Genomic DNA, 13,859 nt, shown 5'->3' with positions numbered 1-13,859 from the left:
GGTGGTGGCCCGGCATCAGATTTGAGGTGTCATCGACAGGGCGGCGGCCGTCAAGGCTGCTGCGATCTCAGGGAGTTCATCGTGCCCGGCGTTCCTTCTTCCGTTCGCGCTCCTTCTTCCGCTCGCACTCCTTCTTCCGCTCGCGGTCGTTCTTCCATTCGTTCGTCGCGCCTCGCCAGTGCTGGATTCGCCGCTTCCCGGCGTCGTAGGGCCGTAGTGGGAGCCGGTGCCGCCGCGGCCGTGCTCTTCGGGCTGACGGGGATCACGCCCGCCGCGTCCGCTGCTCCCTCGGGTGCCGCCGCCGTCTCGAAGGCGCCGGTCGGGCTCGCCCGGGTGAGTGGTCAGGCGCGCGTCTTCTACGCCTACTCGCCGCACGACGACATCCGCTTCTCCGTCGATGCGAAGGCTGCCCCGTTCAGCCGACCCGTCGAGGGGCTGCCCCAGGGGATGCCCACCGACGCACGGGGCACGGTCACGATCTCTCACTGGTCGCCCGGGAAGAAGCAGGGCCGACGTGCGGAGGCCGCGGTGGACTGCCTGGTCACCGGGGGCGGCACCGCGACGCTCAGCGCCGTGGTGACCAAGTCCGAGGACCCCGAGGAGATCGGGGAGCGGCTGGGCTTCAGCGTCAAGAGCGGTGGGCCCGGCAAGGGGCGGTTCGGTTTCTCTTGGGCGGTGTCGAACGTCGACGTCGTCGATGGCAAGGCCGTCTTTCCCCATGTCGGCACCTGTATGGCACCGGCTCCGTTCGCCGCGGTGACGAAGGGCGGCTTCAAGGTCGCGCATGCGGAGCTGCCGCCGTTGCCGGCGGGGTGGGGGAAGCAGGCCGACGGGGCCGGCTCCCGATGACGACGCCCGCGGTGCGCCCGCTCGTACCCCGTCCGGTGCGGTGGGCGGCGCATGCCGCGCCGCTGACGCTGCTGCCGTCGGGGCTGTGGCGGTGCGCCATAGCCTTCGGGGTGCCGTCCGGGTTCGACGTGAGTGATCCGCTGCACCGGAGCAACTTCCCCGGGTGGATGTCGCTGTATTTGATCGGGCTGAGCCTGGTCGCCGAGGGGCTGGGGCTGCTCACCCTCGGACTGGTCCAGCCATGGGGCGAGCGGGTGCCGCGCTGGGTGCCCGTCCTGGGCGGGCGGAGGATTCCCGTCCCGGCCGCGGTCGTCCCCGCGTCGCTGGGGGCGGCCGCGGTCACCGTGATCACGGTGGTGTCGTCGTTCGGCTGGGGCGAGGAGATGGCCGCCTCAGCCGCCCCGAAGGGCGTGGCGGCCTGGGTGATGACCGCCGCCTATCTGCCGCTGCTGGCCTGGGGCCCGCTTCTGGGGTGCGTGACGATGGCGTACTGGCGTCGGCGCCGCAGGACCGGCTGACCGTGGCGTACTGGCTTCGGCGCGCAGGACCGGCTGACGATGCCGGACGGCGTGAGTTATCCACAGGGTCGACGGGGACCCCCGCGGAGCTCGTAGGCTTTCGGAATGGCTCTGGCGGACGTGGAAGTGGTCGTGGACATGGATGTGGAAGGCGCTTCGGACGCAAGCGAGGCGGTGCAGGTGCTGCGCCGGGTGTTCGGGTATGACGCGTTCCGCGGCAGCCAGCAGGAGATCATCGAGCACGTCATAGGGGGCGGGGACGCGGTCGTCCTGATGCCGACCGGTGGCGGCAAGTCGCTGTGCTATCAGATTCCCTCGCTGGTCAGAAGCGGTGTGGGGGTGGTGATCTCACCGCTGATCGCGTTGATGCAGGACCAGGTCGACGCCTTGCGGGCGCTCGGTGTGCGGGCCGGGTTCCTGAATTCGACGCAGGATCTGGAGGAGCGTCGGCTCGTCGAGGCCGAGTTCCTGGCCGGAGAGCTGGATCTGCTGTATCTGGCGCCCGAGCGGCTGCGGGTCGAGCAGACGCTGAATCTGCTCGACCGCGGGAAGATCTCCCTCTTCGCGATCGACGAGGCACACTGTGTCGCCCAGTGGGGCCATGACTTCCGGCCGGACTATCTGGCGCTGTCGATGCTGCACGAGCGGTGGCCCGATGTACCGCGGATCGCACTGACCGCCACCGCGACCGAGGCCACACACACCGAGATCACCTCACGGCTGCGGATGGCGGACGCCCGGCATTTCGTGGCGAGCTTCGACCGGCCGAACATCCAGTACCGGATCGTGTCGAAGAGCGAACCGAAGAAGCAGCTGCTGGAGCTGCTGCGCAACGAGCATGCCGGAGACGCCGGGATCATCTACTGCCTGTCGCGGGCCTCGGTGGAGAAGACCGCACAGTTCCTGGTGGACAACGGCATCGCGGCGGTGCCGTATCACGCGGGGCTCGATCCACGGACGCGTGCCGAGCACCAGGGCCGGTTCCTGCGGGAGGACGGGCTGGTCGTGGTCGCCACGATCGCGTTCGGGATGGGCATCGACAAGCCGGATGTCCGGTTCGTGGCCCACCTGGATCTGCCGAAGTCCGTGGAGGGCTACTACCAGGAGACGGGGCGCGCCGGGCGGGACGGGCAGCCGTCGACGGCCTGGCTGGCGTACGGGCTCCAGGATGTGGTGCAGCAGCGGAAGATGATCGACGGGTCGGAGGGCGACGAGGCGCACCGGCGGCGGCTGTCGGCCCATCTCGACGCGATGCTGGCGCTGTGCGAGACGGTGCAGTGCCGGCGGGTGCGGCTGCTGGCCTACTTCGGGCAGGAGAGCAGCGCGTGCGGCAACTGCGATACGTGCCTGGCACCGCCGCAGACCTGGGACGGCACGGTGCCCGCGCAGAAGCTGCTGTCCACGGTCGTACGGCTCCAGCGTGAGCGCGGGCAGAAGTTCGGCGCGGGCCAGATCATCGACATTCTGATGGGGAAGAAGACCGCCAAGGTCATTCAGTTCGATCATGACGGGCTGAGCGTGTTCGGTGTGGGCGCCGACCTCCGGGAGGCCGAATGGCGGGGCGTCGTACGGCAGTTGCTGGCGCAGGGGCTGCTCGCCGTCGAGGGTGATTACGGCACGCTGGTGCTCACCGAAGCGAGCGGCGAGGTGCTGGGCGGCCGGCGCGAGGTGCCGATGCGGCGGGAGCCGGAGAAGGCGGCGCGGCCGGCCCGGGCGAAGGCGAAGGGCAAGCGTGCGGTGCCGGCGGACCTGCCGGAGGCAGCGCTGCCGGTCTTCGAGGCGCTGCGCGGCTGGCGGGGCCGTACGGCCAAGGAGCAGGGCGTGCCCGCGTATGTGATCTTCCACGATGCGACTCTGCGGGAGATCGCCACGCTCGGGCCGACGACGATGGCGGAGCTGGGCACGGTCAGCGGGGTCGGCGAGAACAAGCTCGCGAAGTACGGCCAGCAGATCCTGGATGAGCTGGCCGGGCGGGAGACCCCGGAGGGCGCGGGCGCCGGTGCTGGTGCCGGTTCTGGTCCTGGTGCCGCGGAGGTGGCTGGGGCGGCGGAGGCGCAGCACGCCGTACCGGAGCCCGAGGACGAGGATCTGCCGGAGCCGCCGGATGACATCGATTGGTGAGCCGGAAGGTGCCGTAGCGGTGGGGGGATGAGAGCGGGATGGGGTGCCGGGTGGGCCCGTCGAACGGGCCCTGGCCGAGGAACGGCGACGGCTGGACTCGGCGACGGCCGAGCTCGATGACGGCCGGGTCATGAGGTGCGACCGGAGGGGGAATTCGATGGATTTGGCCCGGCCTGTGCGGGCGTTCCTTCACACGACCGATCCCAGAGTTCCTGGTGACTGTTACACAACGGATGGATCGCCGTTAAGGACGCTCCGTAGCGTGCTTGCTCTCATCGCGTTCTTTATCGCATCCCTACGGCGGTCCGAGCCGCCCACGACGAGGAGTACCCATGCGGGCCCAGCGCCGCTCCGTGATCCGTACCGCCACCGTCGCCGCCGGTGCGCTGGCCGTGCTGCTGCTCCCCACGGGCGCCGCCTCCGCCGCCGAGCCCAGCGTTCCCTCGGAGAGCCGGACCTCGATCATGCTGCCCGACAACGGGCTGGCCGGACTGGCGGAGAAGGCCGGCCAGCTGCCCAAGGCGGGCCTGATCGGTGGCGCCGGTGCGCTGGGCCTGGCCGCTACGGCCCTCACCGTCCACCGTCGGCGCCACGGAAGCCGCGGCCAGCAGGTCTGAGCCCCACGCCGGGCCTGGACCCGTACGCCGGGCTCGACGCCGCACACCTCCGCCGCACGTCCCCGGGCCCGGCTTCGGACCGACCCCCTACGTTCGGCCCCGGCGCCCGGCCGTCGGCCGAAAGACCCCGCGGCCCGACGGCTCCCACGAACGAGCCCGGCCGGCAACGGGCCCGGCCCCACCGCGAGCCCGGTGGCGGAGCCCTCGCGCCTCTACCCCTCCTCCCCCACCAGCCCCTGAACCTCCGCGTAGCCCAGGACCTCGCCGCCCAGCCCGGCCGCTTCCGTCGGCTGCCGGCCCGTGCGGATGGCGTCCGCTGCCGTGAGCGTGGCCTGGAGGGCGGTCCGGAAGAGCAGGGAGCCGGTGCTGATGCGGTGTACGCCGAGCTCCGCCAGACGGCCGACGGTGTGCCGGCCGGGCGCGAAGAGGATGTTCAGCGGGGCGGGGATCTCGGCGACCAGGGTCGAGATGTCCTCGTCGGCCACGACGCCCGGCACGAAGACGCCGTCCGCGCCCGCGGCCAGATACGTCTCGGCGCGCGAGAGCGTGACCGAGAGGGGCGGCGGGCTGTCCGCCAGCCAGTGGGTGTCGACCCGGGCGTTGAGGAACAGGCCCGGTGCCCGTTCCTTCACCGCGCTGATCAATTCGGCCTGCTGCACCGGATCCTTCAGCCCCTCGCCACCGGGCAGCCCGTCCTCCAGGTTCAGCCCGGCCGCCCCCGCCTCAGCCAACTCGGCCGCCAGGTCCCCCACTTGGCCTGCGTCGCCGCCGAAGCCGCCCTCCACGTCGACCGTGTAGGGGCAGGTCAGCCGACCATTGAGCCGCAGCGCGAGCGCGACCGTGGCGTCCCGGACCTCGGCGAGCCCGCGCCCGTCCGGGTAGCCGTGGGCCGCCGCGACGCCCAGGCTCGTGGTGCCGACTGCCGCGTATCCGGCCCCGGCGAGTGCGACGGCCGAGATGACGTCCCAGGCGTTGGGCAGCAGCAGCGGCTGATCGGCGTGGTGCAGCGCGTGGAAGTGGAAGGTGGCGTACTCCGGGGAGGTGCTCATACGGGCACCGTAGGCCGGAGTCCCTTCGGTAGGGGTCGAAGACTCGCGGCGGACGACGGAGTCATGACCACTCCGGCGTACAGCCACCATGCGCCAACGCCCGGCCGCCCCCGCCTCCGCCCCTCGAAACCGGGGCGCACGGCGCGGGCGGTCCCGGCGTCTCTCCCGGCGCCTCTCCCACCGCCGCGCGGCCCAGCTCGCCCGGCCCGTCGGCTCTCCCACCGCCGCCCGGCGCGCCCCGTGCCCGGACCCTCGGCTCCACCAGCGCCGCCCGGCCCGGCCCGTCGTCTCCCGCACCGCCGTCCGGCCCGTCCCCGGCCCGTGCCCACCCCGCGGCTCCCGCACCACCTCCGTGGCGGCCCCACGCCCGAAATCACCGAGCGCCCGTCCTCCCCGGCCTCGTACCGTACGAGCATGATCCAGACGCCGCCCCGGAGCGAGACCTCGCCCGCCACCCTCACCCTCTGGCGCCCCACCGGCCCCGAAGAGCTCGCCCTGGTCGAGGCCGCCGGCTGGCGCGCCTGGCCGCCGCGCCTGCCCGACCAGCCGATCTTCTATCCCGTGCTCAACGAGGACTACGCGATACGGATCGCCCGCGACTGGAATGTGCCGGCCTCCGGCGTCGGCCATGTCACGCGCTTCGAGATCGAGGCGGACTTCGCCGCGCGTTATCCGGTGCGGCAGGCGGGCGGCGAGACGATCCTCGAACTGTGGGTCCCCGCTGAGGAGCTGGCGGAGTTCAACCGGCACATCGTCGGGCGCATCGAGCTGGTCCGCAGCTTCCGGCCGGCGCAGGGGGAGTCACCGGAGGGCGGGGAGGAACGGGGAGCGGCCGGCAGGGAGTGACCGAGCGACGAACGGCCGGGCGGCGCACGGCCGGGCAGCGCACGATCAGGCAGCGCACGATCAGGCAGGAATGACCAGCTGACGAGCGATCACGCAGAGGATGCGCGGCCGGGACCAGCAGCCCTGCCCCGGGCCCCAGGCCCTCCGGACCCTCCGTACGCCGCCCACACCTACGCCCCCGCCGGGGTGCCTCGCCAAGCCCCCCGCCCCCGGACCCCGGCCCCCTCCCTACGCCGACCACATCTCCGCCACCCGCCGGGACGCATCCCCAAGCCCCGACCACCTCTCCGTCACCGAGCCCAGCCCGGCCCGGCCCAGCCCAGCTCAACCCGCCCGCCCGCCTACCGACTACCTCCCCCACCACACACCCCCGGCCGCCCATACACCGTGATCCGGGCGCCCCGGACCTCCCTGCTGCCGCAGATTTCGAAGGCGGCGCGCAGTGTGGACCGCTTGGCGATTTCCTGGTCGCTGTCGTCGGCCGGCTGGTCGTCCGGGTCCCCGGCGACGACGATCCGGCGGGCGGCCAGCATCCGGTCACGGATCACCTCGCCGGAGCGCTCGGTCCCGTAGAGGGTGTGCGAGGCCAAGGGGCCCTTGGCCAGCGCGAGATCGTGCAGCCCGCGGAACTCGTGCGGCAGGGTCGCCCGCCAGATCCGCCGCCGGGACGGCATGAACAGCAGGCCGTCGCCGGGCTCGGCCACCGCGCGTACGGCGTGCGCGACCGCGGTGACATCGTCGACCCGGCTGTCCGGGCTGCGCAGATGGACGTTGACCGGCAGCAGCGCCGCCAGCAGCAGCGCCACCGCGGTCGCCCGCCGCAGCCGCCGGCCACGGGTCTGGCCCCGCTCGCCGGCCGGCCGCAGCAGCCGGGCCAGCGCGGCGCCCGCGAGCAGCGCGAACCCGACGACGTAGTAGAGGACATAGCGGTCCACGTATGCCGGCTCGACATGGGAGAGCAGCAGCAGGAGGAGGGTGGGCAGAAGCAGCAGCGGGACGCCGAGGGCGCGCAGCCCGATGGGGCCGCGGGAGCGGATCCGGACGCGGGCGCAGGCAATGCCGAGGACGGCGAGCACGGCGAACGTCAGCAGCTGGAGGGGGTCCGGCCACATGAGCCAGCTGATCTGCGCCGACTGCCGGGTGCTGAACACCGCGAGCGGCGCCAGACCGGCGAGGACGGTGGCCGAGGCGAGCAGCCAGGCGCGCAGTACGCGGCGGGGCAGCCGGGCCAGGACCACCGCGGCGCCGTGCGCGGGCAGCGCCAGCACCGCGAACTCGTGCAGCAGACAGGCCGCCAGCATCAGCGCCGTGTAGCCGGCCCACAGTCCTTTGCGCGGACGGTTCGCGGCCGTCACCAGCGCATACGTGGCCCAGACGACCAGCGCGCAGACCATCGCGTACGAGCGGCCCTCCTGCGCGTACTGCTGGACGACCGGGATCAGCGCGAAGGTGAGGCCCGCCAGCAGCCCCGCCCGCCGGCCGACCAATCGCTGCCCCAGCAGCGCGACCCCGGCGGCGGCGGCCGTCATCGCCACTACGGACGGCAGCCGCAGACCGACCGCATCGCCGAAAGTGCCGCGGAGGGTGGCGTCGTAGCCGGCGAACCAGAGGTGCATCAGCGCGTAGTACAGGCCGTGCACGACGTCGACATGCTGGAGCGTGTGCCACAGGTCGGCCAGGCCGCGGTGCGCCATGTCGTAGGTGACCGCCTCGTCCCGCCATATGGCGTCCTGCCGGCGGATCCCCCACGCCCCCAGGAACAGCATCAGCCCCGCGGGCATCAGCATCACCGCGCCCTGTGCCACCCGGATACCGCGGGCGGCGACGGCGGACACATACGTCTTCTGCGCTTGCGCTACGTCGATGACGGGCTCCGGTCACGTACGGGACGGAGGAACATACCTACTGCGCGGCCGGCGGAAAGCCCCGGGCTCCGGGCCGACCGCCGGAGCCCCTCGGTCCGCCCAGGTGATGCGGACCAGCTTCGCGCCGAAGGGCCGGCTCAACGAGGTCCTGCTTGCAGGGCCACCGGCACCTTCCGCGTGCTCTCGCCGTTGCCGACCGGCAGCATACCGACCTTGGTACCGGCCTCGGCGGTGTGCGGTAGCCGGACCAGATGGACGTGCCGCCGGCCCCCGGCGAATCGCGAAACAGCAGGAGCCGCGAACACCAGGCACGCATCACATATAAAGCAACAAATCGCCCATACTCAACGATGTCCCTACTCACCCATTTGCGATGGAAAGATCCTGCCGACGCGGCATATAGCCATCAAGATCATCAAGAAAATAGGGAAGGTTCCATATGAAGTCCAAGTGGATTCTCGCCACTACTGGCGCCATGGCCGCCACTGCGCTCGTTTGTTCCGCGACCGCAGCGAGCGCCGCATCCAAGGCCACGAAAATCGGATTCTCCACCGACGGAACTCGCATACGGGCGAAGGCCGATATGAAGTCGGCAGTCGTGGGGACCGGATTCAAGAGCCACTCGGTCACCGGGTACTGCATGGCCGTGGACGGCGATGCCTGGATGGCGAAGCTCAAGGACAACACCACCGGGGTCAGCGGCTGGTCGTACATCGGCAACCTGTCGGGCACCGGCAAGCTCCCCTACTGCTGAATCGGCTCGCCTCGACCGCTTACCCAGCGTCGACCGTTCGTGAAGTGCCACCGGAAATGGCGGATTCCAGGCGCCGAACCTGTCCGGCTCGGACCGCGGCCGGCGGGCGTCGGCGCGAACCCGGGCAGCCTGAGAACGGTATTGGCCGTAGTCGGGGTGCTGGTTGCGGTGGATCTCCCGGCTGACGGTGGGCGGGCTGCGACCCGGCTCGGCGGTGATCGCCCGGACCGTTGCCGCTCCCGCAGCCGGTCGGCGATGTGGATCCGGTCGGCCTCACGCAGAAACCGGGACGACCCAGAAGGCGGCACCACCGCGTCAATCGGTGGTGCCGCCTTCTGTCTGTCTGCAACAGGCGCTGCGGCCATTACGCCACCGCCTGCCGGTCGGGCCGTCGATCCCGACGAGCAAGCGGCCGACGTGGGCCGGTTCGACGTGCGGGTGACGTCGTAGACGCGGAACCAGAAGCGCATCAGCACGTAGCAGAGGCCATGGACGACATCCACGTGCTGCGGCGTTGCCACAGATCGGCCGGGCTGCGGTACGCCATGTCGTAAGTGACCGCCTCGTCCCGCCATATGGCGTCCTGCCGGCGGATACCCCACACCCCCAGGAGCAGCATCAGCCCCGCGGGCATCAGCACCACCACGCCCGCGGCACCCGGGCACCGCGGGCGGCTGCGGCGGACACGTAGCCCTTCGGCGCTGGCGCTACGTCGATGACGGACTCCGGTCACGCGCGGGACGGACGGACAGACAGTCAGAAAGGCAGGCTCACGATGAAGCGGGCCGCCGGTGGACGACCAGACGGGCGAGCAGGGCGGCGACGACCGGGGAAGGAACGAACGCGGTGGCCGCGGGGCATGAGGGGATCAGGCTCCCGGAACCGGGTGGGGCCGGCGAACCAGGGCCGCGAGCGGTGACCCGGGGGCCGCGGGCCGGACGCCCGCGGCCCCCGGCCCGCTCAGGTGATGCGGATCAGCTTCGCGCCGAAGGACGGCTCGACGAGGTCCTTCTGCAGGGCGACCGGCACCTTCTGCATGCTCTCGCCGTTGCCGACGGTCAGCACACCGACCTCGGTACCGGCCTTCGCGGTGTGCGGGACGGTCTTGCCCCCGTCGCCGACACTCAACTTCAGCTTCTGGCCCGGGACGCCGACCGCCTTGAGGTCCTTGGTGGCGACGACCGGCGTGCGTCCGTTCAGGCCGTCGTCGACATAGCCGACGACCTGGCCCTTCTTCACCGCCGTGGCCGAGGTCAGCGCGTTGCGTACGGCCTCGATGACCTTCTGGCTGTTCTCCTTGACCATCGTGAGGCTGTTGGCGCCGTCGGGGTCCAGGCCCTTGAAATGCTGGTCCATCATCGTGCCCAGTATCAGCTGGTCCTTGCCGTCGACGGTCTTGTAGGCCGCCCAGGAGAGCGTGCCGCCGGCCGCCGTGCTGGAGCCGGTCTTAATGCCCTTGATGCTCAGGCCGGCCAGCAGCAAGTTGTCGATGTTGCTGTTGATCCGCTCCGGCAGGCCCGGGATGTCGGCGTTGGTCATGGCGACGATCGGCCGGAAGGCGTCGTACTTCATGACGGCCTCGGCCAGCTTGAGCTGGTCGACGGCGGTGCTGACGGTCTTGGGGTCCAGGCCGCTGGGGTCGGTGTAGGTGGTGTTCTTCATGCCCAGGTCCTTGGCGGCGGCGTTCATCTTCTTGACGAACGCTGCCTCGTTGTCGGACTTGGTGTCCCAACGGGCCAGCAGCCGGGCGATGTTGTTGCCGGACGGGATCATCAGCATCTTGATCATGTCCTGCTGGCTGAACTTCTGCCCCGCCTTGAGCCCCTCGATCCGGGACTCGTGCCTGGAGCCGCCCTCGGTCACCGCCTTGGGGTCGACCTCGATCTGCGGGCCCTTCTCGTCCTTCTTGAGCGGGTGGTCCCGGAGGACGACATAGGCCGTCATGATCTTGGCCACGCTCGCGGTGGGCACCGGCTTCTGCTTGCCGAACGTCCCCAGATCCCCGGAGCCCACCACCTTGACCGCCGCCTGCCCCTGCGCGGGCCACGGGACGGCGAGCTTGCCGCCCTCGAAGGTGTACGAAGATGCGGCGTCGCCGACGGTGAGCGTCGGGGCGGGCAGCGGGCGGACCGCCTGGGCGACCACGAAGATGATCGCCAGCAGCACCGCGAGCGGTGTCCAGATCTTGAACCGGCGGACGACCGAACGCAGCGGGGTCTCGGGCGGCGGCGGGGTGTTGGTGAGCTGCGCCAGGAGGTCGAGCGGCGGCAGCGGCTGCTGCTTGGTGCGCTCGGCCTCGGGCAGCTCGGACGGGGCGGCCGTGGCGCCCGTGGTGGCGGGCGGCATGGCGCCCGGCCGGTCCGCGGGCTTGGGCGCCGCGGCCGGCTTGGCGGACTTCGCGGGCTCGGCGGCCGGCAGCGCACCGGTGGCCTTGCCGGCCGGCTTGGCACCTGCCTTGTCGGCCGCCTTGTCCGCGGGCTTGTCGACTGCCTTCTCCGCGGGCTTGTCCGCGGCCTTGTCGGGCGTACGGGCGGGGGTCTTCGGCGCCGTCTTGCCCAGCGACTTGCCCGCCGTGCCGTCGTCCGCCGACTTCAGCGCCACGAACTGGCTGGTCCGCTCCGAGTCCCGCTCGGCGACCTTCGCCGCCTTGGCGTCGTTCTTGCCCTCGTTCTTGGCCTCGCTCTTGGCCTCGCTCTTGGCCTCGACGTCAGCCTTGGCGTCGGCCTTGCCCTTGTTCTCGGGCTTGTCCTTGGCCTTGCTCTTGGCGGCGTCGCCGTCCTTGGCGGGCGGAGAGATCTTGAACGCGGTGGTCGCCTGATCGACGGCCTCCGCCTCGGCACCCTTCTTCGACTTCGCAAACGCAAAGACGCGCGTCGCCTCATCGGCCGCCGGCTCCTCGGCCGCGTCGCCGCCCGTACCGTCCCCGTTGCCCTCACTCGCCGAACCGGCCGCCCCACCGGGCTTGCCCTTCTGCGGCCCGACGGTCTTGAACACGGCGGTCGGCTGATCGACAACCTTGGCCTTGGGCGACGACGCGGGCTCGCCCCCGGAGTCGGACTTCCCCTCGGCCTCGGACTTGCCCCCGGAGTCGGACGTGCTCCCAGACTCGGACTTGCCCCCGGCCTCGGACTCACCCTCAGGGCCGTCCTCGCTCCGGGACTCACCCTTGCCCTTGGCCTGCGACTTCGCCTCGGCCTGCGGCTTCGCGCCGGCCTTGGAGCCACCGCGACCGGCATCGGCGTCGGCATCGGCGCCTGCCTCGCTACCGGCGCTCTTCTCGGCGTCGGCGTCGGCGTCAACGTCGGCGTCAGCCCGGGAATCGCCGTCGACGTCAGCCTTCCCCCCGGACGCGGCAGGCTTCGCCTCAGACCCGGCCCCGGCCCCGGACTTCGCCGCGGCCCCGGCCTCAGCGCCCTCGTCCGCGCCCTCCTCCGCCTTCGCCGCCGCCTTCACCGGCTGCTTTGCACCAGCCTTCGCACCGGCCGTCGCATCGACCTTCCCATCGGCCTTCGCACCGGCCGTCGCATCGGCCTTCGCCCCGGACTTCGCTTCCGGCTCCGCGACGGCACCAGCACCGTCCCCGTCAGCCTCAGCCTCACCCGACCCAGCGGCCGACTCGACCTCCGACTCAGCCGCCTTCTCAGCCTTCCCCTCGGACTCCGACGCCGCAGCAGCGCCGGCCTCGCCGTCGCCGCCCTCACCCGTCTCGGCGCCCTCGGCGCCCTCGCCGTCCTCATCGCCGCTGCCCGCGACCCAGGCGGCCACAGCGGCGCGCAGACGGTCGTCGCCGCCCTCGGCGCCCGCACCGCCCTCCTCGGCGCCCTGAGGCTCCTCAGAAGCGCCCTCAGACGCGCCCTCGGGCGCGCCCTCGGGCGTCGGCTCGGCCCCGGACTCCGCCGCGGCCTCCGCCCCGTCGTCCGCAGGCTTCGGACGCTTCCCGGCATCCGATTCCCGCGCCGATTCGTCCGGCTCCCCGCGGAAGGCCGACAGCCGCGGATCACGCTCACTCCGCGCCGTCTTCCCCGACGACTGCTTCTTGTCCGACTTGTCGGGGGACTCGCCCGCCACCGATGTCTCCTTCATATGTCCCACTGCTGCCTGGCCCAGTGTTCCCAAGTGTCCTGTGTCCACGCGGCCCCATCTCGCCGCCACGCGTACCGGTAGGTACCGCACCCCTCAGAAAGATGTCGCCGAGGTGCAAGACGAGAACGACATACCTACCGGTTCCATACCGAACCCCCCACGCACTCTCGACAGATGAATGTGAGAGGGGTCACCCTGTCATTCATCCACGCGGGGAGGCATGGATGGGCAGGAGCCGCAGAACAATTCCGGAGGAGCTTCTGCTGCTCGCTTTGGACCCGACCACGGGCACCACAGCGCAGCCGCAGTCGCTCGACCTCGGCCTGGCCGGGGCACAGCTAGTAGAGCTGGCTCTGGCAGGACGGATAGCCCCAGACGGGGATCGTATCGCCGTGGTGATGGCACGGCCGACAGGAGATCCGACTCTGGACTCCGCGCTCGAACTGCTGCGCCGACGCGGCAGTCCGGTGCGCGCGGTCCACTGGATCGGCGGGCCCCGACTCGGGCTGCGCCAGACCTACCTCACGCATCTCGAACGGTGCGGCATGGTGCATGCCGTGGCGGGCCAGATGTGCGGGGTGCTGCCGACGACGCGCTACCAAGCGACGGAGACGGCCATCAGCCGGGAAATCAGGGCCCGGCTGGACAACGCGATCCGCACCGGCGTACCCCCGGACCCGCGGACCGCGGCGCTCGCCGCGCTGGCCCATGCGGTCGGCCTCGGCAAGCATCTGTATCCAGGGAACGAAGGGCGGTCATCGCGCTCCCGTCTCCGGGATCTGATCCGGCACGACCCGATGGGCGGGCTGGTCGCACACGCCGTCATGGATGTGCAGAACGGTGTCGCGGCACAGCCCCGGCGGCAGCAGGCGGCCGCCGCGGGACCGGTCCGGCAGCCGGCGGCACGGGCCACGGCGGACCCGGCCGGCGCGCCGGTCCAGTCGCGGCACGGCCACGGCCGGATGGCCCGGGTAGGCGCCCGCTGACGCCGTAGCCGGCCGTACGACCTCTCGCACCACCCGGCGCAGCACTCGTACCACCCGTCCCCAAAGTCCGTACGGGAGCCGCAGCAACAGGCGCGGGGGGGGGGGGGGGGGGGGGCCGCCCCCCCCCCCCCCCCCCCCCCCCCCCCCCCCCCACCAACCCAAAAGGTGGGG

Annotated in this window: 12 protein-coding genes; 7 read left to right on the top strand and 5 right to left on the bottom strand. The window is 71.7% G+C overall.

The genetic code is table 11. The features are described 5' to 3' along the window. Positions 1-216: 216 nt before the first annotated feature. From ACFWJW_RS25145 to ACFWJW_RS25130, 4 genes are all read left to right on the top strand, one after another. Positions 217-849, top strand: coding sequence for a hypothetical protein (locus ACFWJW_RS25145; protein ID WP_387245574.1), 633 nt, complete (start codon positions 217-219; stop codon positions 847-849). Beyond that, positions 846-1,367, top strand: coding sequence for a hypothetical protein (locus tag ACFWJW_RS25140; protein ID WP_387245571.1), 522 nt, complete (start codon positions 846-848; stop codon positions 1,365-1,367). Before ACFWJW_RS25145 ends, ACFWJW_RS25140 begins: the two co-directional genes overlap by 4 nt. Before the next feature lie 105 nt (positions 1,368-1,472). Next, the gene (gene recQ, locus ACFWJW_RS25135) at positions 1,473-3,488 is read left to right on the top strand and encodes a DNA helicase RecQ (protein WP_387245568.1); all 2,016 of its coding nucleotides are present in this window, start codon (positions 1,473-1,475) and stop codon (positions 3,486-3,488) included. 332 nt (positions 3,489-3,820) lie between these two features. Then, on the top strand, positions 3,821-4,105 hold the full coding sequence (locus ACFWJW_RS25130; RefSeq protein ID WP_387245565.1) for a hypothetical protein: 285 nt from the start codon (positions 3,821-3,823) through the stop codon (positions 4,103-4,105). Positions 4,106-4,317: 212 nt separating this feature from the next. Here the strand turns inward: ACFWJW_RS25130 and ACFWJW_RS25125 are convergent, their stop codons facing one another. Then, positions 4,318-5,154 (bottom strand): isocitrate lyase/phosphoenolpyruvate mutase family protein, encoded by an 837-nt coding sequence (locus ACFWJW_RS25125; protein WP_387245562.1) that lies wholly within the window; start codon positions 5,152-5,154, stop codon positions 4,318-4,320. Positions 5,155-5,568: 414 nt separating this feature from the next. On the opposite strand from ACFWJW_RS25125, the gene ACFWJW_RS25120 reads away from it, so the two are divergent. Continuing rightward, positions 5,569-6,000: an ADP-ribosylation/crystallin J1 gene (locus tag ACFWJW_RS25120; protein ID WP_387245559.1), complete on the top strand. Its 432-nt coding sequence runs from the start codon at positions 5,569-5,571 to the stop codon at positions 5,998-6,000. A 341-nt stretch (positions 6,001-6,341) separates the two neighbouring features. Here the strand turns inward: ACFWJW_RS25120 and ACFWJW_RS25115 are convergent, their stop codons facing one another. Next, positions 6,342-7,787, bottom strand: a complete 1,446-nt coding sequence (locus ACFWJW_RS25115) for a glycosyltransferase family 39 protein (RefSeq protein WP_387245713.1) — start codon at positions 7,785-7,787, stop codon at positions 6,342-6,344. Between the two features lie 438 nt (positions 7,788-8,225). Continuing rightward, positions 8,226-8,417, bottom strand: coding sequence for a hypothetical protein (locus ACFWJW_RS25110; protein ID WP_387245556.1), 192 nt, complete (start codon positions 8,415-8,417; stop codon positions 8,226-8,228). Positions 8,418-8,448: 31 nt separating this feature from the next. Between ACFWJW_RS25110 and ACFWJW_RS25105 the strand changes: the two genes are divergently transcribed. Continuing rightward, positions 8,449-8,619: a hypothetical protein gene (locus tag ACFWJW_RS25105; RefSeq protein WP_387245553.1), complete on the top strand. Its 171-nt coding sequence runs from the start codon at positions 8,449-8,451 to the stop codon at positions 8,617-8,619. A gap of 469 nt (positions 8,620-9,088) precedes the next feature. Here the strand turns inward: ACFWJW_RS25105 and ACFWJW_RS25100 are convergent, their stop codons facing one another. Together ACFWJW_RS25100 and ACFWJW_RS25095 are read right to left on the bottom strand one after the other, a co-directional pair. After that, positions 9,089-9,265, bottom strand: a complete 177-nt coding sequence (locus ACFWJW_RS25100) for a hypothetical protein (RefSeq protein WP_387245550.1) — start codon at positions 9,263-9,265, stop codon at positions 9,089-9,091. Between the two features lie 314 nt (positions 9,266-9,579). Then, the gene (locus ACFWJW_RS25095) at positions 9,580-12,702 is read right to left on the bottom strand and encodes a D-alanyl-D-alanine carboxypeptidase (RefSeq protein ID WP_387245546.1); all 3,123 of its coding nucleotides are present in this window, start codon (positions 12,700-12,702) and stop codon (positions 9,580-9,582) included. Positions 12,703-12,926: 224 nt separating this feature from the next. On the opposite strand from ACFWJW_RS25095, the gene ACFWJW_RS25090 reads away from it, so the two are divergent. Next, entirely contained in the window at positions 12,927-13,688 is a 762-nt protein-coding gene (locus ACFWJW_RS25090) for a GPP34 family phosphoprotein (protein WP_042156119.1), read from the top strand. Positions 13,689-13,859 lie beyond the last annotated feature (171 nt).

Source organism: Streptomyces sp. NPDC127097, assembly GCF_042724075.1.
In the GTDB taxonomy this organism is placed as follows: Bacteria; Actinomycetota; Actinomycetes; order Streptomycetales; family Streptomycetaceae; genus Streptomyces.
Note: the sequence above shows the minus strand (reverse complement) of the source record. Positions and strands in the feature narration are given on the sequence as shown.